Source organism: Pseudoduganella lutea (genome assembly GCF_004209755.1).
Taxonomy (GTDB): domain Bacteria; phylum Pseudomonadota; class Gammaproteobacteria; order Burkholderiales; family Burkholderiaceae_D; genus Rugamonas; species Rugamonas lutea.
In genome coordinates, this window is sequence record NZ_CP035913.1 from 6,025,759 (window position 1) to 6,047,038 (window position 21,280).

The following is a 21,280-nucleotide window of genomic DNA, read 5'->3' on the forward strand; positions in this document are numbered from 1 at the left end:
GCCCGCACCACAATCCGTTCCTCCATCAAGGAGCATTACATGCGACATCTTGCATTCAAGGCGGCGCTGTGCGCCGCATTCCTGTCGTGCGCCGTGCCCGGCCGCACCGCCGATCCCGTCGACCCGGCGCGCCAGCACGCGCCATCCGACGGGTGGGCCAGCCAGGGCGGCGGCACAAAGGGCGGTTCCAGCGCTCCGGCCGCGCAGATCTACACCGTCGGCAACCGCGCGCAGCTGCTCGCGGCGATCTACAACGGCGGCGCCGAGGCCAAGATCATCAAGGTGGCCGGCGCAATCGACATGAGCGAGGGCCAGCCCTACGCCAGCAGCGCCGACCAGGCCGCGCGCGGCGCCATCCGCCTCAAGAGCAACACCACACTGATCGGCGCCGATGCCGGTGCCGGCATCGTCAATGGCCACATCGTCGTGTCCAACGTTTCGCAGGTCATCATCCGCAACCTGAAGGTGGCCAATCCCTGCGACGTGGGCCCCGTGTGGGATCCGACCGATGGCTCGTCCGGCAACTGGAATTCGGCATTCGACGCCATCGGCATCTCGGGTTCGAGCCACGTGTGGGTCGACCACGTGAGCTTCACGGATGCGCCGGTGACGGACGATCTGCTGCCCATCGAGAATGGCCACGTGAGGCAGTGCCACGACGGCGCGCTCGACATCACCAACGGCTCCGACTACGTGACCGTGTCGTACAACCTGTTCGAGAAGCACAACAAGAACAACCTGGTCGGCGGCAGCGACGGCGCGACCGGCGACGAAGGCAAGCTGCGCGTCACCTTCAGCAACAACGTGTTCCGCGACGTGGCCAGCCGCGCACCGCGCGTGCGTTTCGGCCAGGTCCACCTGTTCAACAATTACTATGCCGGCTCCCGCTCGCATGCCGTGTACCCGGTGAGCTATGCCGTGGGCGTGGGCACCGCGGCCAAGATCCTGTCGAACAACAACGTGTTCGAAGTGGCGGGCGCGCGGGCCTGCCCGGACGTCGTGAAAGACTTTTCCGGCGCCATCGCCGGCGCGTTCAAGGACAGCGGCTCGTTGCTGAACGCGGCGGTGCTGGGCACCTGCGGCGTTTCCGCCGCCGTCAGCTGGACACCGCCGTATGCCTACAGCCCGCGGCCGGTGGCGCTGGTCAAGGCGAATGCGCTGGCGCAGGCAGGCGGGGGCAAGCTGAAAACCGCGGTCACCGGTACCGGCAGCACCACGATCGATACCGGCCCGAGCCTCGTGTGCCCGGCTTCCGGCCTGTACTTCTGCGACGACTTCCAGGGTGGTACTGCGGCGAAATGGGACCTGCTGCCCGCGCCCGGCCCGAACGGCAGCTTCCGCGTGCAGGATGAAGTGGCCGGCAGCGCCAACAAGGTGTTGCAGTACACGGCCGCCTCCACGGGCGGCGTGCTTGCGCTCATCAAGCCGGCCGCGCTGGACAAGGTGCCGTCCGGCGATTATTTCGTCGAGGCGCGCATCCGCCCGATGACGAACGGCACCACCGGCAACAAGCACCTGTACCTGGTGACGCGCTATGTCGATTCGCAGAACTGGTATGGCGGCGGCCTGAACGTGCAGAACAGCACCGCCAGCACGCAGGTCGAGATCGCGAAGATGTTCGCCGGTTCGCTGAGCCGCCCGAAACAGGTGCGCAAGCCCATTTCCATCGATGGTCCGTTCTACACGGTGCGTTTCGAGATGATCGGCAGCACGCTGACCGTCTACCTCGATGGTGAAAACCTCGGCTCGGTCACCGACACGGCGTTTGCCGCGCGCGGCCTGGTGGGCCTGTACACGGCCAACAAGTCGTTCCAGATCGACGATGTGCGCATTGGCGACCCGGCCCTGAAACCCGCGCAGCTCACGCTCGAACCGGCCGTCACCACGTATATCGCGGAAGCGGGCGACGTGCCGCTGCAAGTGCAGGTCAATGCCCGCGCGCCGGACAGCACCACCGACAGCTACTCAGCGGTATCGAGCAACCCGGCGGTGGCCTCGGTGGCCCTCGACGGCAACCTCGCCACGATCACCGCGGTCGGTTCCGGCACGGCGAACATCGTGTTCACGTCCGGCTCCGATCCGCTGCTGACGCGCACGATCGCCGCCACCATCGCGCCGCGCTTCGTGCAGCCGACGCAGACCTACCAGCTCGACAACGCCACCTATCCTGCCGTGCAGGCCGGCAGCGAGCCGGTCGACCTGTCGCTCAAGCTGGTGTTCGACAAGCCGCCCGTGCTGGGCAGCGGCGGCAGCATCCGCGTGTTCCGCAGCGCCGACGATGCGCTGGTCGACGTGGTGCGCCTGACGGGCGAAACCGACACGATCGGCTATGCAGGCCAGGACATGGTGCGCAAGGTGAACACGACGCCGATCACGATCGAGGGCAATGCCGCAACGATCAAGCTGCACAGCAACAAGCTCGAGTACGGCACCGAGTACTACGTTGCCGTGTCGGACGGCGTGTTCACCGGCACCACGCTGGGCGGCGTGCCGTTCGCCGGTATCGGCAGGCTGGGTGGCTGGTCGTTCACCACCCGCGGCGACGCGCCGGCAGGCGACACCGTCACGGTCGACGACGATGGCGTTGCGGATTTCCGCACGGTGCAGGGAGCGCTCAACCATGCGATGCGCTATTTCGCCAAGGAAGAACCGGTCACCATCCGCGTGAAGAACGGCGCCTATCGGGAGCTGCTCTACCTGCGCAACAAGGACAATGTGCGCATCGTGGGCGAGAGCCGCGACGGCACGGTGATCCGCTACACCAACAACGATTCGCTGAACTCGGGTACCGGTTCGAGCCAGGGGGCCAGCACCAGCGGCGCCCGCGGCGGACGCTCGATCATGCTGGTCGAAGCGGCCGACATGCTCAGCCTCGAAACGCTGACCTTCAACAACACGACACTGCGCTCGCCATCGATCTCGGCCCAGGCCGAAACGCTGTACTTCAACAGCGATGGCGGCCGGCTGGTGGCGAAGGACGCAGCCTTCCACAGCGAGCAGGACACGCTGAACCTGAAAGGCTGGTCGTGGTTCTACCGCACGCTCGTGGCGGGCAACGTGGACTTCATCTGGGGCGGCAGCCGCGCCGCGCTGTTCGAGGAAAGCGAGATCCGCTCGGTGGGCGACACCACCAGCGCCACGGGCGGCGGCTACGTGCTGCAGGCGCGCGTGCCGACGGCCACCGACAAGGGCTTTGTGTTCCTCAACAGCACGCTGACCCATGGCCCCGGCCCGGGCCCGCTGCATGGCGACGTGCCGGACGGCGCGACCTACCTGGCGCGCAGCCCGGGCGGCACGTCGAGCTGGGACAACATCGCCTTCATCAACTGCCGCATGGACCGGCACGTTGCCCCGGTGGGCTGGGCCGGCCTCGGTGTGAACGGCCAGCCGGCGCCCAACCCGGTCGAACCGAACGCCACCTCCGGCTGGCGCGAATACGGCACCACCGACCTGGCCGGCGCGCCGGTCAACCTTGCTGGCCGCGTCGGCGGCTTCCAGCTCAGTGCCAGCGACGTGGAAGCGGGATTCTCGACGCGTGCAAAGGTGTTCGCGGCGTTTGGTAACGGTGCCGGCTGGGATCCGCAGCCGTGATGTGGCGGGTGTGACGGAATGGTGGGGTGCGCGCGCAACGGCCTGCCGGATGCGGCTCGGAGGAATCCGCAAGCTGCGTTGCGCTGGCTACTTGCGCGAGCGGTCCGATACATTCCGCCACACCGCATCCATATGCCGCTTGTAGGCTGCCCGTTCCGGCGCGAGTAGCGCTTTGTCGTGCTGGTGCGCGCCGCCAAGGGCGCCTGCCCAGGATGGCGTACGACCGATTCGCCGCGAATGGCCAGCTTCGTCGTGCCTTCACGCAGGATCACCTTCACCGTGTGCGGATCGATGCCGCCGCCGCAGAACAGGCGGTAAGGCACGGTTACTTCGGCGCGACCATCCCTGTTCAGGTCCGTGAAAGCGACGTGTTCTGTGAAGAAACCGCCGGCCACATCGAGGCCAGGGCAATCGCTGCCATCGCGGATCGTCCATTCCTGTTGCCATGTTCCGGATCCGGGCCGCTTGTAGAAATGCGCCGCGAGATCGATCTTTTCGATCCGACCGGAATGCGGTTCGGAAGGGGAGGGGCCGGCTTTCCGGACCAGCACGAGGATGTGTTCTCCGTCACGGTCGCCGATGCGCCAGGCGCCGGCAAGCTTGCCGTCGACCGCTATTGCGTGGCTGGCCAGGTAGCGGGCGTCCACGGCATGCGGCTTGCCGATGCCTGTATCAGCTCTGGTATCGGCGCCCGTATAGCCGCCCGCGGCGTGGCCGCACAGGGATAGGGCGGTACCGAGCACGATACTCGCCAGGCGGTGCTGACATGGGCGGCGTTGGCGCATGTTCGTCATCGTTCACCGGGCGCCAACGACCCGGCTTGCCTGCGTTGCGACGATTCATCGGACGACAGCTTGAATAGGCTGGTGGGAATGTAGAGCATCTCGCTCAAGCACACATGCCCCAGGAATACCAGCACGCGCACCTTGCACGCAATCCGCGAGTGCGGGGCCAGCAATGCATTGACTTCATCGTTCGACATGATCGAGTGCATCTGGCCGGGGCCAATGACCTTGTCGAAGAGCAGCCGCGTTTTGAATCGGAAGACCTTCTTGCCGCCGTCGACGCGCTCCCCGACAAGCTCTACCAGGCCCCGTGCCGGGCTGCGCGAATCGGATTCGGGTTCAAATGCGGGTTCCTTTTCGAGCGAGCAAACAAACATCCTGGAAGTCACCGACTGATAGCGTTTGCCCTCGTGCAGCTCCAGAACATTGACGTCGGCATCGAAATACACCTCATAAGGATGAGGAGCGTTGACGACGTCCACGAGCTGCAGCCTGGGTGGCGGGTGCGAATCGCATCCCGCAGCAAGGAGCAATGTGGGGAGAAGCCGGATGAGATGGTAGATGTTCTTCATTCTCGAAGAAGGGTGTGCCGGAAACTGACGAAACCTTGGCGAAGCCGCCGCTGCTGATGGGTCGGTTGACACACTGACCGCTTACAGAAGTGGGTGGTGCGATCGGACTTGAGAACATCGCCTGTTCCAATCACATCATGTTTGAGGCTGGGTCACGGTAAGGTAGACAAGGACACTGCTGCCATGCGCGCAGGTGAATCCCTCGACGACGCTGCCGGATTTTCGTACCTGCGTCGAATAACGGTGACAGTTGTCACCGCCGGCAAGTGCTATCTTTCCCAATTTCGCGCGTGCGAGTAGAGCCTTCGATGCAGCCGAGAGCCAGGGGCGTGAAACTTCGGGCACGACCCATAGCATGTCGGCTTTTTGCGCCCGCGCCGCTATCCATTCCGGTGCGACGTTATCCAGTTCTACCACAAGGGTGACATAGTCCGTGGGGGCAGGTAGCCCGCCCCTATATTCCGGCGTCTCGAAAAATTCCCATCGTCCGCTGGAAGCCGGAATGTCGAGTGCGATTTGCTCACGAATCTCTTCGAGGTTCGATGACATCCTGCTGCCCGCAGTCGGGCACCCGACAAGCCCTAAAGTCAAGAGGAAGATAAGATATTGCCACCGGCCGATAAAGGCCGTTTGGAAGATGCGCGTTGCGCTGAAGTTTTGGCTCATGGATGCCTTTTACGCTGGCGGTATTCTTGCAAGTCGAATTTTCTTTCCTCAAGCGCCGTTTTGCTTGCCAATTCTTTTACGTGATCGACAGATATATGGATCATATTGCTATAATAGGCTGGCCCATAGTATAGCAGTGTGCGGACCTTGCAGGCAATTCGGGTATGTGATGCCAGTAATTCTTCCACCTCGGAGTTCGACGAGATCGATTTAGCTTGGGTGGTGTCAGGAACGATGTGGGAAAATACCAAATGTGCTTTGAACAGATATTTACCTCTTGCGCCTGATTCCTGCACGCTTACTAAATTAACAATGCCACTTGCAGGGTTTTCCAAATCCTGTTCCGGACTGAAATCCTGCGTATCTGCGACCGAGCAAATCAAATTTGTCGAAAAAGGCTTTTGGTAACGGTTGCCGGAGGGGATGCTCAGGAGATCGATATTCGAATCAAAATATACATCGTAGTGATACGAGTGATCGATTACGTCTCTCAGCTTCAACTCTGCTGGCGGAGGAGGCGTGCATCCAATTGCGAGCAGTAGAATCGGCACGGCTCGGATTGCGTAAATCATTGTGTCAACCGTTTGATCGTTTCAATGAGGTTTCAGGCTTCAGACAGGCCCAGCCGAGCGCCCGGCAGGTATGCAAGGCCGCCGCAATGCCGTTTTGCTTACTGGTTCTGCAGGGTGACATCGGGCACGGAGTTGTCGTCTTCGACGTTCGCATGGATCGTGAAATAGCCGCGACCATCGATGCCGGTAGCTCCCCAGAACACGTGTTTTCTCGATAGCAAAGCGCCAGGCGTAATACGGAAAGTCACGTTGCAGGCCGTGCCGGGTGCGATCGGCGCCATCGAACAAGTACGATCGACCAGGTCGATCCTCTGGGCAGAACCTTCGCTTTTTTCCCAGGCGCTGAGTTGAACAGGACGGTTTCCGACGTTAGCGACACGTTAGTTCCGTATGCCAGCCGACGAAGAGCCATCGGCCATGCCCGGGCCGCGTCGTTTCCGGCATTTTGTAGCTCCAGCCAAGGCATGAACACCGTACCCGTCAGCGGACGGTCAGATAACAGGTCAATGTCCAACGGGTAGTCGGATGGGGCGTCTTCAAGTGTCAACATCGCTTCCGTTACAAACGGACCTGGCCCGAACTTCGACGGGAGGATGCTGATATTGACAGCATACTCCGATGTCCCGGCGCATCGAAGCTTCACCTTCACGGGCTCCACGCAGGTCCGTCAATGTGTTTCGAGTTGAACTACCAGAGGCTCTCAAACTTGGTGCTATCGCCTGATCCATGGTCAATTATGAGGGGTGAATCTTTGCTTGGCTTGCGCCACGCGCCACGCCAGCCATCGGCACACTCGTGTCGAGCAATAACGTCTTTGTTTCGAGAAACCTCAATTCCAGGAATTCCCCGCGCTGGCATGAAAATGCTGTACATGAACGGACCATTATGGAACCAGATTGTATCTTCCGCATTGTTCGCATAGGTTATTTCCGCGCGGTGAAAGACATTTTTTTTATCTTCCGCATCCGCCTTATAGGAAAGTTCTACTTTTGAGGCTGTTCCATATCGATATTCTAAATAATTCGAAGCGCCATTCTCTGAGGCGCAGATAGATACGACTTTCGAGTTGGAAAGTCCGCAAGAAAATAACGAGACTTCGGTCTTCTTGCAGAGTGTTTTATTTTCTGCGCGGAGTCCGCTGCATACGCTTAATGCGATCCCCACAAGCGCGCCATACGAGAATGCAGATTTAACGAGCGACATAGTCTGTTTGGAAGGAGGCTATTCCTCTGAGTTGAACCGCAGATCTCTTGGCTTAATATCGGTCATGATATTGCACTATTATATCTAAAATTCCCAGAGAAAAAATTGCGATTATTGCTGTTCACCAATGTCCTGATCAGTTCTATCCCTTGAAAAGGAAAAGCCCCGTTTCTCAGCAGTTTGTAGATCTTCTGAAAGAATGCGAAGCTCTTTGGTGCGACGTAAAGTTAGGTCTAAAATGCAGCTGTCGTGGGCTACCCCTGAGCACATGCCATGTACGCACTTTGCATCAACTTCCTCAACTTCACACTGTTCATCACGAAAAGCTATCCAGTTTCTCTGTGCGGCTCGTAAATCTTTCTTCTGCGATGCTGAGATCCGATTCATTAGTCGACGATATTCGTTATTCAGTCTCTCATCGATTTTTATGAATTCACTGTAACTTTCGCAGCGCGCTAGAGGAGTTTTATCTAGCTTGCAGTCTTGTGCATCTATCCTATTGCGCAGCACGCAATCGTCATTGCACTGCTGAGGCGCAGACATAGAAGCGCTTGCGAGTGAAAAAAACAGTAAGCCGACCGCGGCAAGTTGGTAAATGCTAAGCATATGTCGAAATATCATATAAATCCTCTGCTAAAAAGCCCAGTTCGTCGTCTATCAACCGCTTTGCACGCCTGGATTCATCCTCATGCACCGATACCGCGCCGATTGAACCATGTGCCTCAGCGATTGCCTGCATACATGCGAGTTCATCTTCAGAAGAAACGAATGGAAGCGCAAGTCCCAATTCTTTTGCGACTCTATAGGTCAGCTTGGAAAGCTTACTCCCTACGCCACCGCGAATATTGCAAGCCGCAATAAACGCCAGCGCTAAGGCGGAACGCACGTTATTATGTTTCGCCAGTGAAAGCATTGGATTGATGAAGTTTCTTACACCGTATTCTAATTGAGCCTCTTGAAAGTCAACCACTTTACCGGCAGACAAAAATCTGTCCCGCCATTCGCCTTTCCATAAATCGATTGGTGGATGACCAATGCTTGGAGCAATGGGTTGTACTCGTTTTCCACGGATTTCCCTTGCCGTTGGCAAATGAGAGCCAGACTGTGAATTAGCGAGCATCTTCAATTCGTTGCCTGCAGGCGTGTTATGTATTTGATTCCAATATGCTTGCCCGCTTAATGGAATTTGTGTGTTTTGAGCAAGATCTGGTCTTCCGGTTGTTGTAAGCTGGATAAGCGCATCGGAGAATTCTGGGTATCCCGCACCGAAGATCTCAGCAAATAATGATGGGTTTTTTGCGCGTAGGCACTTTAAAAGGTCGCCCAAGCTGCCGGAATCCTGTGTGTACTGAATGACCCCGTAAGAAAGACCGATATGGACAATCCTAGAGTAGGTTGTCTCTATTCCCTTTTTCCCATTTTTTCTTCCCACAAATTCTTGGTCAGAGTTAATACTTCCAAACCCATCTGAATTCATCTCGCATGTTGCGACAGAGGCCAGAATTTGTTTTTTCTCATTCTCTGTCAGTCGAACTCCATTGAATGTCAGTACATGAGGTTCTTTGCCCAATTTTTCTTTCAGTACTTTCTTTACATCAGTAACCTTTTTCTTGCTTTCAGAATTGGGTTTCTTAGGAAGTTCGGGAGTATGTGTAGGTGGAACCTTGTCACTAGTCAATGGAACCTTATGGGTATCCTGAATGTATTCATCGGCCTCCGCAGCACGCAGCCGCGCAAGCAGCTCAGTCAACCATTTCTCTGCTATTTCGCGACCTCGGAAAAGCGTATCTTCCCATAGTTCAGATATCGGTTTTTCGTCGGCTTGTGCTACTTTTTCTTTAGGTATTGGATGTACTTTAGTTGTCTCAGGCTGTTGCTTTAATTTTTTGTCAGGTATTTGCAGCCATTTACCTTCACGTATTTTATTGATATCAGTAATGTTATTAGCAGAGGCAAGATCTGCAATATCTACGGAAAACCGCTTGGCAATTGATGCCATGGTTTCACCTTTGATGATTTTATGCGTTTTCATGAATAGTGTGACGTTTTAAAATCTGAATTTCAAAAACCTTTGCTTTGTCTGCCAGTAGCAATTCAGTCGCACCGTTCCTGTCGGTTATTCCATCAATATATGTTGTGTTGTTGAGCCAGATACGGTAAGGCCTGTTTTTCAAGACGTGGCCAGCGCTATTTGTTAAGATTACCACCTGAGATGCACCAGGTACTGGCGATTGCTTCAGGCTTTCCAAGACATTTTCTTTAATAGATTTCGATGGAAGAGGAGGGATTGACGCCTGCTTATTGTTTCCTTCAGCAAACACATGCTTCCCACCCTTCACCGTAAAATTCCCCGGGCAAGCAAACGTAATATCCCCACCCTCCAGCGTGATGGAAGACTGCCCCGCCTGCAGCACGATCTTCTTGCTGGCCTTGATCTCGATGCTGTCGCTCACGGAAATGACAGTCACTTCCTTGTCCGCCAGGATCTCAAGCTGGTCGGTATGTGCCTGAAGCGACACCGGTCCGTTGCCGGCAAGCGCCTGGATGCCGCCCTCGTACGTGTACAGCGAGGTCGCTTCGGCCGATACGGAAGACACGGTATGCCCGGCCGCCATGTGCAGGTCCGACTGCGACGTCCAGTGCAGCTGCTGCCCCGCGAACAGCACCGTCGATGCCGGCGTTGCCCAGTTGATGCTGGACGCCGAATCCATCACCACCAGCGGGGCACCGAACTTTTCGACGGGGAAGCCGGCATCGGGCTCGCGCGAGCCGGCCTGGGGCTTGAGCGCCGGCTGGCCATTGACCGCACCGTCATGCTTACCCTTTTGTTCGGGATCGAGCAATGCCAGCATGTCTTTCCGGGCCTTCACCGCCGCCTCGCTGGTCAGCGCCTGCTGGGCACTGGCCGAGTCGAGCAGCGCCGTATCCAGCGTCTGCGCGGCCTGCAGCGACGATAGCGCCTCGGCGGCATCCATCTGGGTCGATGTGACACCGGCGGCCTGGCCGGGTCGTGCGGCGGTGGTGAGCAACACGCCTTCGCCGCCACGCACCACGGCCCAGGCGTCGGTGCGCAATTCGAAACCGCTGCCGCGATAGCTGCCCCGCTGCGCCGAGCCGGGTGACTGTGCGATCAGATAGCCGAGATTCAGTTGGGATGCTGCGCTCGACGTGGCAAGCCGCATCCGCAACTGGCCCTGCGTGTCGTCCAGCTGCCACTGGTTGTAACCGCCGCCATCGAAGCCTCGCGTGTGGATACCGGAAATCGTGCCCGCGTGGTTGGCGCCCGAGTCGACGCCGGCGGCGAAGGGCGGCGCATCGGCGCCCGTGTACAGCTGCGCGACGATGACAGGCCGGTCGATGTCGTTTTCGAAGAAATCCACTAACACCTCGGTGCCGATGCGCGGCGTGAACTGGCTGCCCCAGTTCGGGCCGGCCAGCGCTTCGGCCACGCGCACCCACGTGCCGGAGCGGTCGTCGCCCGGGGCGCTGCCTTGTTCGTCCATGTCGTGACCGAGGCCACCGGCGTTGGGACTGGCGCCTCGCTGCCATGCGAACTGCACCCGCACCTGATGGTCGCGCGTGGTCGTCGCTGCCGCATCGGGCGTGCCGACGACAAGTGCCGTCTGCGGCCCCAGCGCCGTGTGGGCATGGGGCAGGGCGGTTGCCACGGGCACGAGCGGCACGGCTTCGCGCACGCAGCAGAAGCGGTTGCGGTAGGTGCCCGGCTCCACGCCGGGGCGGCCGCCGGCGAGCGCGGGTTCGAAGTTGTTGCGTGCCTCGTGCTCCACCCACAGCACCTTGAAGGCATTGTCGCCGACGGCATAACGGTCGTGCTGCGTGAGCTGGAACGCATGGCCCGCCGCCAGGCGGCGTACCGCGCCTTCCCCCGTGAACAGCTTGTTGTCCCGCTCCAGCGCGTGCAGCATCAACAGGCTGTGAAGCTCGGCATCGCTGCTGGCGATGCATTCGCCGCTGCCGTCGAACACGGGCATTGGCGGGACTTCGCCGGCGTCGAGCACCGATTGCTGCTCGGCGGACGGTGCCATCACCTGTTCCGGATCCCAGCTGCTGATCGATACCGCGTTGGCCTGCACCTGGCGGCGGGCAGTGAAGGCGTCGATCGCGTCGTCGGTGTCGGTGGCGCGCACGCCGTGGAAACGGATTGCCGGGTTGCCGGGCGTCGCGGGCGCCGCGGCGAGGCTGTCGAAGATCACCAGCTTGTGGCGTGCCTGGCCGTCGCCGGATGCTTCCGCTCCGTCATGCTCGAAGCGCCACGACAGGCCTTCGGATGCCATCAGGCGCGCAAAGAAGTCGTAGTCGCTTTCGCGGTATTGCGTGCAGACGGGGCGCATGGCCAGTTCCTGCGTCACGTCGAATTCGAAGCGCAGCTGCGGATAGTCTTCGAAGAGTTCGGTGACGATGTCGAGCGCCGTCATGTCCTGGAAGATGTAGCTGTCGCAGCGCAGGCGCAGCAGCGCCAGTGCCGGCTCCAGGCGCAGGCGGTAGCGCGCCACGCCGCCGTCGGCACCGAGCCATTCGGCGCGCGTGCAGATGCCGTGCCATGCGCGGCGCGAATCGTCCGGCTGCAGCACGGTGACCGTGAGCTCCTCGCCGATGAAGCCATCGAGTTCCAGGTCCGTGGAGGTGCTCAGCGCGTCCACGTCGAATGCATACAGTTCGCTGACCGCCTCCCGCCCGGCGAAACGTTCGGCCATCAGCGCTTCGGGCAGGCTGCCCTCCTGCGCGCTGGCAAGCGTGACCAGCCGGGCGTGCTGGGACAGCCCGGTACCAAAGCGGCCAAGCGCCGCTACCATCGACTGCAGGTCCATCAGGGCAGGGTAATGGTCAGGTTCGCGGCGCGCGGCGCCATCTTGACGACGTCGTTGTAGGCAGCCATCTGCTGCCCGGTGTTCTTGCCGAGCGAGGTGCGCAGGCCGATGTAGCCGAGCGCGCAGATCAGCGTGAACACGGTCGCCAGTACCCACAGCGGGAAATCGCTGCGCAGCTTGTTGACGATCTGGTCGGGGCGTTCCGCATGCGGCGCGAAACCACCGCGCTTGCCCTTCATGTGGGCGATCTCGTCGCCCAGGCGCGAGGTGAGGTAGTTCAGCTTTTCCGAGCCTTCCAGGATATAGCGGCCCTGGAAGCCCAGCAGAAGGCACATATGGAACACTTCCAGCGCCTGCAGGTGCGCGCTGCCGCGTGTGCGCAGGGCCTCGAGGCGGTGGAAGAAGTTTTCGCCGGCCAGCTGTTCGCCGAACAGCGCCAGCTGCAACGGCTTTCTCGCCCACGCGTCGCGGATCGAAAAGCCGCTCTTGAGGATGATTTCATCGACGGCGGCGCAGAACGCGTATTTGGCGGCATCGATGTCGTCGGCCGAGGCGCCCTGCTTTTTCGCGTTGCGCCCGAACTCGTCGAGGAACTGCACCATGCGGGCGGCAAAGTCGGCGTCGTGCTGCGGGGCGTTGCCGTTCTTGAGCATGAACAGCGCGTAGAAGCCGTCGTACATCAGGTCGAGCAGGGTTTGCGGGGCGGCGCTCGCGTTGGTCGCGGGCGCCGCGGCGTCCATCAGGGAAGGGGCGGTCATGGTGTTCATCAGGCGGGCAAATCCTTGGCAATGCGGGGCAAAATCAGAGTCGGTAAGTTACTGCGGTCAGGAAGCGACGGCGACCAGTTCGAGCTTCAGTTCATTCATGCCCATCGGCACATAGATCGAGATCGACTGCGCCTTGATCATGCGTTCGTACATCTGCCCCTTCGATTCCAGCGTGAAGTAGACCGTATCGGGGCGCACGGGGATCGCGGCCGGCACCTGCGGCGCATGCTGCAGGCGCACGCCCGGCATGGCCGACAGCACGAACTTCTCGACGTCGTCGGGGGCGCCGACCTTGAAGCGCACCGGCACCACGTCGACCAGCTCCATCGCCGGCATGGCTGCCGAAACGGCCAGGTAGAACGCCGTCTTGTCGTCGATCTTGCCCGAATCGAGCTTGCCCAGGTGATAGGACGGCCGGATCTCCTCGAGCGCGATCGCGAAGTACTTCGACGAGATCACGGTGTCGATCAGCTCGCGGATGATCAGGTGCAGCCTGGCAAAGCCGGGGCCCGGCTCGTGGTGCTGGTAGGCGGGCAGGTCGGCCAGGGTCCAGCTTTTCGAGAACGTCATCAGCGCGCCGGCCAGGCCGAGCAACTGCTCGAACAGGCGTTCGGGATGCAGGGCCGGGTGGTGGAAGTAGTGCGTCAGCGAGGCATAGGCCGAGCTGGCCGTGTGCAGCAGCCAGAACGACGACATGTCGCCGGAGCGGTATTCGATCACGTTGCGGCTCGGCTCGCGGTGGTGGCCGTACAGCGCGCTGACCTTGGCCTGCAGGGCGTCGAGCAGGCGGCGCAGTTGCTGGGCCAGCGCCGGCGCGCTCTGCACCGACAGGGCCGGCGGAATGAAATCGGGATCGAGTTCGAAGCCGCCCGTGGCCAGGCGACGCAGGCGCAGCAGCGGGAAGCTCGTGTACGAGTCGCGCGGCTCGTATTCGGACACCAGCCGGACCGACTTCTTCAGGTAGGCCAGCTGGGCCTGCGCGGCTTGCGTGTACAGGTCCGGCGTATCGCGGTTGTCCTGCACGTAGCGGGCACTGTCAATGACCTGGCCCGGCGGGCAGAAGTTGCCGCCGAACGGCTTGAAGGCGGGCAGGGCGGCATAGAAGGTCACGCTCTGCTGGTTCTGCAGCATGGTCGACAGGTCGACGCTGGGCGGCAGCGCATCCACGGCGGGCGCCTCGACCAGCTCGCCGTCCTGGAAGCGCAGCGACAGGTCGAGCACGCGCAGCACGTTGTTGGCCAGCGCATCGGTATCGACGCGCAAGTGGTTGACGCCCCAGGCGTACGGATGCACTGCCCGCAGGCTGTGATGGAGCCGGTGCTCGTGGTACTGGTCTTGCTGCTGGAAGTGCTGCGGGCGCAGGAACAGCCCCTCTCCCCATAAAACTTTACTTGTCATGCTTTGTTATCCGCTTGTTCTAACCGGTTACCTTCCTGGTGGCAAGTCGTGCCTGTTGACCTGCTTCTCGAATTGGCGGAACAATAACATCTTTCCCGGCTCAACAGGGAGAGTGTGATTATTCAAGCGTGCGCGCGTACCAGAAAGTGAGAATGTGTGATTTTCAATTGGGTTTTGTTCAGTTTGATTTTCTGTTATTGTGCCGCCTGTCCGCTCAAAATTAAACTTAATGCAATAACTTCTCGTTACACTCAAGAGGATTTAGTATGACCATCAGTACTCTTCTGCCGCGCATCGGCGTGGCTGCCGCCCTGGTTGCGGCGCTCTCCGCCTGCAGCACGGCACCCGTGGTACCGCCGACGCCGCAGTTGCAGGATATGCTCGCCGAAGCCACCAAGGCTGCCACCACCGGCAACAAGGAGCAGGCCATTGCGCTATGGAAGCAGAGTGCTGCCGCCTATCCAACGGACAAGGCCCCATGGTTGAGTATCGCGCAGACGCGCTATGAAGCCGAACAGTATGGCGACGCCATCCAGGCCGCGCTGGAAGTGCTGGTGCGCGATCCCAACGACCAGAAGGCCAACAGCATCATCGCCATCAGCGGGCTGCGCCTGTCGACGCGCGCATTGAATGACCTGAGCCGGCAGAACAACCTGTCCGGCTCGATCAAGACGGAATCGCAAGGGCTGGCCAAGATACTGCGCGCAAGCCTGGGCGAAGAAACGCTGATCGTGGCGCCGGTGGAACCGCCGGCTGTGCGCGACCAGCGCCAGGTACGCACGAACAAGAAAGCCAAGACAACCAAGCAGCCGTCCGGAAGCAGTGCCCGTGCCAATCCATTCGATGCATTGAAGTAAATACCGTATTACACCAATAGTATCTATATTGGATTTCTTATTAGTAACGACTATTAGTAACGGCCATAGTCAGCCCAGCAGTTGGCCACATCGCGACTCATCTACAAAGGATTACTCATGTCTAAATCAGAAAGTGTGCAAAAGCGCCTGCAGAAAGTCCGGCCTCCACGGGTGCAGATGACTTACGACGTTGAAATCGGCGATTCCATCGACAGCAAGGAGCTGCCCTTCGTGATGGGCGTGGTCGGCGATTTCGGCGGTAACTCGGAAGTCGAGCAGAAGCGCCTCAAGGAGCGCGCCTTCGTCAATGTCGACCGCGACAATTTCGACGAAGTCCTCAAGGGCGTGGAACCGCGCGCAACCTACCAAGTGGAAAACACGCTGGCGGGCGACGACAGCACTTTCGCCGTGGACCTGAAGTTCACGTCGCTCGACGATTTCCGCCCCGAGGCGGTGGTCGAGCAGGTGGAGCCGCTGCGCAAGCTGCTGGAAGCGCGCACCAAGCTGGCCGACCTGCGCAACAAGCTGGCCGGCAACGACAAGCTGGAAGACCTGCTCAACGAAGTGTTGAACAGCACCGAGAAACTGGCCGAGCTGGGCCAGCAAGCCAACGCCCGGAAAGAATGACCATGTCTGCACAACTGAACGCCGGCGGCGCGGCTGCCGCCACCGAAGAAACCGCGCTGCTCGACCAGATTGTCGAAGAAAGCCGCGTTGCCCGCTCCAGCACCGAACATGAACGCGCCAAGGACCTGATCTCCGAACTGGTCAGCCAGGTCATGGAAGGCACCGTGGTGGTGTCCGACAACCTGGCCGCCACCATCGACGCGCGCGTGGCGGAACTGGACAGCATGATCTCGAAACAGCTGTCGGCCGTGATGCACGCGCCGCAGTTCCAGAAGCTGGAATCCAGCTGGACCGGCCTGCACTACCTGGTCAAGAACAGCGCCACGGGTCAGAACATCAAGATCAAGATGCTCAACGCGACCAAGAAGGAACTGGTCAAGGATTTCCAGAGCGCGATCGAGTTCGACCAGAGCACGATGTTCAAGAAGGTCTATGAAGAAGAATTCGGCACCTTCGGCGGCGCGCCGTTCGGCGCCCTGATCGGCGACTACGAAATCACCCGCCAGCCGGAAGACATGTACTTCATCGAACAGATGTCGCACGTGGCCGCGGCCGCGCATGCGCCGTTCATCAGCGCCGCGTCGCCGGAGCTGTTCGGCCTGGACAGCTACAGCGAGCTGGGTCGCCCGCGCGACCTGTCCAAGCTGTTCGACACGATGGAGTACTACAAGTGGAAGGCCTTCCGCGAATCCGAGGATTCGCGCTACGTGGGCCTGACCCTGCCGCGCTTCCTGGGCCGCCTGCCGTACAACCCGGCCGATGGCGCCATCACCGAAGGCTTCAACTTCGTCGAGGACGTGGACGGCACCGACCACCAGAAATACCTGTGGTGCAACGCCGCCTATGCGTTCGCCAGCAAGCTGACGGCCGCGTTCGAGGACTACGGCTGGTGCGCCGCGATCCGTGGCGTGGAAGGCGGCGGCCTGGTCGAAGACCTGCCGACCCACACCTTCAAGACCGACGAAGGCGAAGTGGCGCTGAAGTGCCCGACCGAGATCGCCATTACCGACCGGCGCGAGAAGGAACTGTCGGACCTGGGCTTCATCTCCCTGGTCCACTGCAAGAACACCGACTACGCCGCCTTCTTCGGCGCGCAGTCGGCGCAGAAGGCGCGCAAGTACGCATCCGACGCGGCCAACGCCAACGCGGTGCTGTCGTCGCAGCTGCAGTACATCTTCGCCGTCTCGCGCATCGCCCACTACATGAAGGCCATGATGCGCGACAAGATCGGCAGCTTCTCGGCCGCCTCCAACGTCGAGGACTTCCTCAACCGCTGGCTCACCCAATACGTGCTGCTGGACGACAACGCCAGCCAGGAACAGAAGGCCCAGTTCCCGCTGCGTGAAGCGTCGGTGCAGGTATCGGAAGTGCCGGGCCGCCCGGGCGTGTTCCGCGCCGTGTCGTTCCTGCGCCCGCACTTCCAGCTCGACGAGCTTTCCGTTTCACTCCGACTGGTCGCGGAGCTTCCAACGACCAAACCGTAATATCCAACATCCATCGAAAGGAAAATAATGGCAATCGACGTCTACCTGCAAATCGACGGCATCAAAGGCGAATCCGCCGACTCCAGCCACAAGGACTGGATCGAGGTGAAATCCGTGAACTGGGAAGTGCTGCAGCCGAAATCGGCAACGGCATCGACCGGTGGCGGCCACACCGCCGAGCGTACCGAGCACCGCGACATCGTGATCTCGAAGCTGGCCGACCTGGCAACCCCGCTGCTGCTGCAGAATTGCTCGTCGGGCAAAACCCTGCCGAAGGCAAAGTTCGAATTCCTGCGCGCCGATGGCCAGGGCGAACGCGTGAAGTACTTCGAGATCGAACTGGAAAACGTGCTGATCTCCAGCGTGGCGCCTTCGGTCGAACCAGGCGACATCCTGACCGAAGACGTGAAGCTGAAGTACTCCAAGGTCAAGTGGAAGTACACGCAGCAGAAAGTCGGCGGCGGCTCGGGTGGTAACACCTCCGGCGGCTGGGACCTGTCGACCAACAAGGTCGCTTAAGTTTTACCATCGAGGCGCCCATGCAAGGCTACACGCCAGGCCTGTTCGACCGGCTGATGGACGCGCCCGCCCATGGCGCCTCGCACGCAACGGTAACGCGGTTGTCGATCGAAGACCTCAAGGAAACGGTCGCCCGCGATCTCGAAGCGTTGCTCAACACCCGCATCGCACTGCCGGATGAACTGCTGCAGCAGTTCCCGGAGTGCGGCCGCTCGCTGGTGAGCTACGGCCTGCAGGATTTTGCCGGCCGTTCCCTGTCCAGCTTCGACGACCGCGCCTACATCTGCGCCTGTCTCGAAGAGGCCATCGCCCGCCATGAACCGCGCCTGCGCAACGTGCGGGCCACGCTGGACCTGCGCGAGGATGCAGTCAATTGCCTCAATTTCGCCATCACCGCGCTCCTGATCGTCAACACGGCGCAGGAACCGGTCAATTTCGACGCCATCCTGCAACCTTCAAGCCAGCAATACACGATCAGCAAGGCACGCCGGCCAGGATCGGCAGGAGCATGAGTTGGAACAGTTATTACCGTACTACGAGCGCGAACTGGGGTTCCTGCGCCGCTATTCCCGTGAATTCTCCGAGCGCTACCCGAAGATCGCCGGCCGCCTGCTGATCGGCGGCGAGGTCTGCGAGGATCCCCATATCGAGCGCATGATCCAGGCGTTCGCGCTGATGAACTCGCGCATCGCCAAGCGGCTCGACGACGATTATCCGCAGTTCACCGAGGCCTTGCTCGAGGTGCTGTACCCGCATTACCTGCGGCCGTTTCCATCGTGCTCAATCGTGCACATGGATTACGCCAGCCAGGCCGCGCAGCTGACCGCCGCGGCGGAGATACCGCGCGGCACCCGCCTGGCCACCCGCAAGGTCAAGGGCTCGGCCTGCACGTTCCGCACGGCCTACCCGGTGACGATCGCGCCGATCGCGCTGAGCGGGGCCGTCTTCGCGCCCATCATCGACGCGCCGGACACGGTGCGCCTGCCCCAGGGCGTCACGTCCAGCATCAGCATCACGCTCTCGGCCACGGCCGCGCAAGTGGCGCTGGGCCAGCTCAAATGCGGCAAGCTGCGCGTGTTCATCGATGGCGAGCCGTCGTTCTGCGCCGCGCTGCGCGACGCCCTGTTCATGCGCACGCTGGCGGCGTACGTAGAGGAGGGCGGCAGCGGGCGCTGGATCCAGCTCGGCGCCATCCCGCTGGCCCCGGCCGGTTTCGACGAGGACGATGCGCTGATCGATTTCTCGGCGCGCTCGCATGTCGCCTACCGCCTGCTGACCGAGTTCTTCTGCTTCCCCGAGAAATTCAACTTCGTCGACATCGACCTGGCAGCGCTGACGGCGCTGATCCCGTCGGGTACCCGCGAACTGACGCTGCACCTGGCCCTGTCGGGCCTGCGCTCGGATTCGGATATCGCGCGCATGCTCGGCGGCCTGTCGACGAACAACCTGCTGCTGGGCTGCACGCCCGTGGTCAACCTGTTCGAGAAACGCGGCGAACCGATCCGGCTGACCCACGCCAAGGCCAGCTACCCGGTGCTGGCCGACGCCCGCCGCGCCTTTGCCTACGAGGTCTACGCGATCGATTCGGTCAAGCTGGTGCGCCAGACCCCGCAGGGGAATCGGTGGTGGAATTCCGGCCTTTCTATTCGCTGCGGCATGGCCAGACGCCGGAGAAGAATGGCCATTACTACGTGGCACGGCGCGACGATGTCGTCGCCGACCGGAGCCCCGGCTACGAGACCGAAATCTCCATCGTCGACATCGACTTCGATCCGGCCGCGATCGAGACCGACACGCTGAGCCTGGAGCTGACCTGCACCAACCGCGACCTGCCGGCCTCGCTCACCTACGGCCTGCCTGGCGGCGACCTGTTCATGGAGGGCGGCTCGCGCGTGTCTGCCATCAGCTTCCTGCGCAAGCCCACGCGCTCGCAGCATTTCGGCCGCGGCGCGGGGGCCCACTGGCGCCTGATTTCGCACCTGTCGCTGAACCACCTGTCGCTCACCGATGGCGGCGTGGAAGCGTTCCGCGAAATGCTGGCCATGTATGATCTGCCGCGTTCGCCCGCATCGCAGCGCCAGATCGGCGGCATCGCCAACGTGGCGCACAAGCCGGCCAACGCCTGGTTGCCCGGCAATCCGTTCGCCTGCCTGGTGCGCGGCATGGAGGTGCGCCTCACGGTCGACGAGGAAGCCTTCGTCGGCAGCGGCATCCACGCGTTCGCCCACGTGATCGAGTGTTTCCTGGGGCTGTACGTGCATGCGAACAGCTTTACCCAACTCGTGATCGTGTCATCCAAAACCGGAGAAGAATTATTGAAATGCAGCCCGCGCAGCGGCGATTTGAGCCTGCTGTAATCGAGCGCCTGTTCGCCCAGCCGTACCGTTTCGAGTACTTCCAGGCCGTGCGCATGCTGGAGCTCTGGCTCAAGCGTCATGGCAAGGTGCGCGACGGGGCGGTGGCCAACTTCCTGCGCTTCACCAATTCCACCTCGCTGGCTTTCCCGGCCAGCCAGCTGGAAGGCATCGAAGTCGAGCCGCGCGATGTCGGGCTGGACCGGCATGCGCTTGCCGAGGCGCTGAAAAGCGCCACGCTGCGCTACGTGCGCATCACGCCCGCTTTCATGGGCCTGCTGGGCAATATGGGCGCGCTGCCGGCGCACTACACCGAGCGCATCGCCGCGCACGCGATCACCACGCGCGACGATGGCCCGCGCGCATTCCTCGATACCTTCTCGAACCGCTCGCTGGCGCTGTTCTATGAAGCCTGGCGCAAGTACCGGCTGGAACTGAAGTACCAGCTCGACGGCAAGGATGGCTTCCTGCCGCTGCTGCTCTCGCTCGCCGGGCTCGGCCAGCCTTCGCTGCGCAGCCGCTTCGCCGATGGCACGCATGGCGGCCTGCTGGACGAATCGGTGGCGTACTTCGCCACGGCGATGCGCCACCGGCCGGCATCGAGCGCGCAGATCGCCCGCGTGCTGTCCGAGTATTTCGCCGTGCCGGTAAAGACCGAGCAGTTCATCGGCCGCTGGTACGACATGCCCGAGGCGCAGCAATGCCGGCTGGGCATGGCCAACGCCATGCTGGGTGGGGGCGCCATGGCCGGCGCGCGCATCTGGCAGCGCGACCTGCGCCTGCGCATCGTGATCGGCCCGCTCAAGCGCGCGCGCTTCGACGCATTCCTGCCGGGAGGCGAGGCGGCCCGTGCGCTCGCGAGCATGCTGTCGATGATGACCGGCGTGAGCCTCGAATACGAGGTGCAGCTGGTGCTGTGCGCCCGTGAAGTGCAGGGTGCGTCGCTGGCCGATGACCGCAGCGGCGGCCGGCTGGGATGGGACACGTTCCTCGTGACCGGCGACACCCCGCGCAACCGCGACGACGTGCGCTACGACGTGCACGCGCTTTGAGGCG

The 21,280-nt window shown here is 61.2% G+C and carries 16 protein-coding genes and 2 pseudogenes; 8 read left to right on the forward strand and 10 right to left on the reverse strand.

From position 1 onward, the window contains the following. Positions 1-39 precede the first annotated feature (39 nt). The gene (locus EWM63_RS25495) at positions 40-3,591 is read left to right on the forward strand and encodes a pectinesterase family protein (RefSeq protein ID WP_130189033.1); all 3,552 of its coding nucleotides are present in this window, start codon (positions 40-42) and stop codon (positions 3,589-3,591) included. Positions 3,592-3,678: 87 nt separating this feature from the next. Here the strand turns inward: EWM63_RS25495 and EWM63_RS33090 are convergent. The 10 genes and pseudogenes from EWM63_RS33090 to tssK all read right to left on the reverse strand — a co-directional run bounded on the left by EWM63_RS33090 (position 3,679) and on the right by tssK (position 14,383). Next, a pseudogene (locus EWM63_RS33090) lies at positions 3,679-4,376 on the reverse strand (M949_RS01915 family surface polysaccharide biosynthesis protein). A gap of 5 nt (positions 4,377-4,381) precedes the next feature. Continuing rightward, positions 4,382-4,948, reverse strand: coding sequence for a hypothetical protein (locus EWM63_RS25505; RefSeq protein WP_130189035.1), 567 nt, complete (start codon positions 4,946-4,948; stop codon positions 4,382-4,384). Positions 4,949-5,083: 135 nt separating this feature from the next. Beyond that, on the reverse strand, positions 5,084-5,614 hold the full coding sequence (locus EWM63_RS25510; protein ID WP_130189036.1) for a hypothetical protein: 531 nt from the start codon (positions 5,612-5,614) through the stop codon (positions 5,084-5,086). After that, positions 5,611-6,186: a hypothetical protein gene (locus tag EWM63_RS25515; RefSeq protein ID WP_130189037.1), complete on the reverse strand. Its 576-nt coding sequence runs from the start codon at positions 6,184-6,186 to the stop codon at positions 5,611-5,613. Before EWM63_RS25515 ends, EWM63_RS25510 begins: the two co-directional genes overlap by 4 nt. Before the next feature lie 687 nt (positions 6,187-6,873). Next, positions 6,874-7,389, reverse strand: coding sequence for a hypothetical protein (locus EWM63_RS25520; protein WP_130189038.1), 516 nt, complete (start codon positions 7,387-7,389; stop codon positions 6,874-6,876). Between the two features lie 111 nt (positions 7,390-7,500). Next, entirely contained in the window at positions 7,501-7,995 is a 495-nt protein-coding gene (locus EWM63_RS25525) for a lysozyme inhibitor LprI family protein (RefSeq protein WP_165390922.1), read from the reverse strand. Next, positions 7,988-9,421 carry a LysM peptidoglycan-binding domain-containing protein gene (locus EWM63_RS25530; RefSeq protein ID WP_130189040.1) on the reverse strand — a complete coding sequence of 478 codons (1,434 nt, stop codon included), beginning with the start codon at positions 9,419-9,421 and terminating at the stop codon, positions 7,988-7,990. The genes EWM63_RS25525 and EWM63_RS25530 overlap by 8 nt, the downstream gene beginning before the upstream one ends. After that, positions 9,408-12,218 (reverse strand): type VI secretion system Vgr family protein, encoded by a 2,811-nt coding sequence (locus EWM63_RS25535; protein ID WP_130189041.1) that lies wholly within the window; start codon positions 12,216-12,218, stop codon positions 9,408-9,410. The genes EWM63_RS25530 and EWM63_RS25535 overlap by 14 nt, the downstream gene beginning before the upstream one ends. Continuing rightward, positions 12,218-12,985 (reverse strand): type IVB secretion system protein IcmH/DotU, encoded by a 768-nt coding sequence (gene icmH / locus EWM63_RS25540; RefSeq protein ID WP_130189042.1) that lies wholly within the window; start codon positions 12,983-12,985, stop codon positions 12,218-12,220. Before icmH ends, EWM63_RS25535 begins: the two co-directional genes overlap by 1 nt. A 57-nt stretch (positions 12,986-13,042) precedes the next feature. Further along, positions 13,043-14,383, reverse strand: coding sequence for a type VI secretion system baseplate subunit TssK (tssK, locus tag EWM63_RS25545; protein WP_130189043.1), 1,341 nt, complete (start codon positions 14,381-14,383; stop codon positions 13,043-13,045). Between the two features lie 266 nt (positions 14,384-14,649). Here tssK and EWM63_RS25550 point away from each other — a divergent pair, with 266 nt between their 5' ends. From EWM63_RS25550 to tssG, 7 genes and pseudogenes are all read left to right on the forward strand, one after another. Next, positions 14,650-15,240: a tetratricopeptide repeat protein gene (locus EWM63_RS25550; RefSeq protein ID WP_130189044.1), complete on the forward strand. Its 591-nt coding sequence runs from the start codon at positions 14,650-14,652 to the stop codon at positions 15,238-15,240. A gap of 117 nt (positions 15,241-15,357) precedes the next feature. Then, positions 15,358-15,867: a type VI secretion system contractile sheath small subunit gene (gene tssB, locus EWM63_RS25555; RefSeq protein WP_130189045.1), complete on the forward strand. Its 510-nt coding sequence runs from the start codon at positions 15,358-15,360 to the stop codon at positions 15,865-15,867. Between the two features lie 2 nt (positions 15,868-15,869). Then, entirely contained in the window at positions 15,870-17,351 is a 1,482-nt protein-coding gene (gene tssC, locus EWM63_RS25560; protein WP_130189046.1) for a type VI secretion system contractile sheath large subunit, read from the forward strand. A gap of 27 nt (positions 17,352-17,378) precedes the next feature. Then, positions 17,379-17,870 carry an Hcp family type VI secretion system effector gene (locus EWM63_RS25565; RefSeq protein WP_130189047.1) on the forward strand — a complete coding sequence of 164 codons (492 nt, stop codon included), beginning with the start codon at positions 17,379-17,381 and terminating at the stop codon, positions 17,868-17,870. A 20-nt stretch (positions 17,871-17,890) separates the two neighbouring features. After that, positions 17,891-18,382, forward strand: a complete 492-nt coding sequence (tssE, locus tag EWM63_RS25570) for a type VI secretion system baseplate subunit TssE (RefSeq protein ID WP_130189048.1) — start codon at positions 17,891-17,893, stop codon at positions 18,380-18,382. A 1-nt stretch (position 18,383) separates the two neighbouring features. Then, a pseudogene (tssF, locus tag EWM63_RS25575) lies at positions 18,384-20,227 on the forward strand (type VI secretion system baseplate subunit TssF). Then, entirely contained in the window at positions 20,191-21,276 is a 1,086-nt protein-coding gene (gene tssG, locus EWM63_RS25580) for a type VI secretion system baseplate subunit TssG (protein WP_130189049.1), read from the forward strand. The pseudogene tssF and the gene tssG overlap by 37 nt, the downstream one beginning before the upstream one ends. Positions 21,277-21,280: the final 4 nt, after the last annotated feature.

Excerpts from the sequence above, each read along its gene's own strand:
- EWM63_RS25495 (WP_130189033.1), top strand. The coding sequence starts at position 40 with ATGCGACATCTTGCATTCAAGGCGGCGCTGTGCGCCGCATTCCTGTCG.
- EWM63_RS25505 (WP_130189035.1), bottom strand. The coding sequence starts at position 4,948 with ATGAAGAACATCTACCATCTCATCCGGCTTCTCCCCACATTGCTCCTT.
- EWM63_RS25510 (WP_130189036.1), bottom strand. The coding sequence starts at position 5,614 with ATGAGCCAAAACTTCAGCGCAACGCGCATCTTCCAAACGGCCTTTATC.
- EWM63_RS25515 (WP_130189037.1), bottom strand. The coding sequence starts at position 6,186 with ATGATTTACGCAATCCGAGCCGTGCCGATTCTACTGCTCGCAATTGGA.
- EWM63_RS25520 (WP_130189038.1), bottom strand. The coding sequence starts at position 7,389 with ATGTCGCTCGTTAAATCTGCATTCTCGTATGGCGCGCTTGTGGGGATC.
- EWM63_RS25525 (WP_165390922.1), bottom strand. The coding sequence starts at position 7,995 with ATGCTTAGCATTTACCAACTTGCCGCGGTCGGCTTACTGTTTTTTTCA.
- EWM63_RS25530 (WP_130189040.1), bottom strand. The coding sequence starts at position 9,421 with ATGAAAACGCATAAAATCATCAAAGGTGAAACCATGGCATCAATTGCC.
- EWM63_RS25535 (WP_130189041.1), bottom strand. The coding sequence starts at position 12,218 with ATGGACCTGCAGTCGATGGTAGCGGCGCTTGGCCGCTTTGGTACCGGG.
- icmH (WP_130189042.1), bottom strand. The coding sequence starts at position 12,985 with ATGAACACCATGACCGCCCCTTCCCTGATGGACGCCGCGGCGCCCGCG.
- tssK (WP_130189043.1), bottom strand. The coding sequence starts at position 14,383 with ATGACAAGTAAAGTTTTATGGGGAGAGGGGCTGTTCCTGCGCCCGCAG.
- EWM63_RS25550 (WP_130189044.1), top strand. The coding sequence starts at position 14,650 with ATGACCATCAGTACTCTTCTGCCGCGCATCGGCGTGGCTGCCGCCCTG.
- tssB (WP_130189045.1), top strand. The coding sequence starts at position 15,358 with ATGTCTAAATCAGAAAGTGTGCAAAAGCGCCTGCAGAAAGTCCGGCCT.
- tssC (WP_130189046.1), top strand. The coding sequence starts at position 15,870 with ATGTCTGCACAACTGAACGCCGGCGGCGCGGCTGCCGCCACCGAAGAA.
- EWM63_RS25565 (WP_130189047.1), top strand. The coding sequence starts at position 17,379 with ATGGCAATCGACGTCTACCTGCAAATCGACGGCATCAAAGGCGAATCC.
- tssE (WP_130189048.1), top strand. The coding sequence starts at position 17,891 with ATGCAAGGCTACACGCCAGGCCTGTTCGACCGGCTGATGGACGCGCCC.
- tssG (WP_130189049.1), top strand. The coding sequence starts at position 20,191 with ATGCAGCCCGCGCAGCGGCGATTTGAGCCTGCTGTAATCGAGCGCCTG.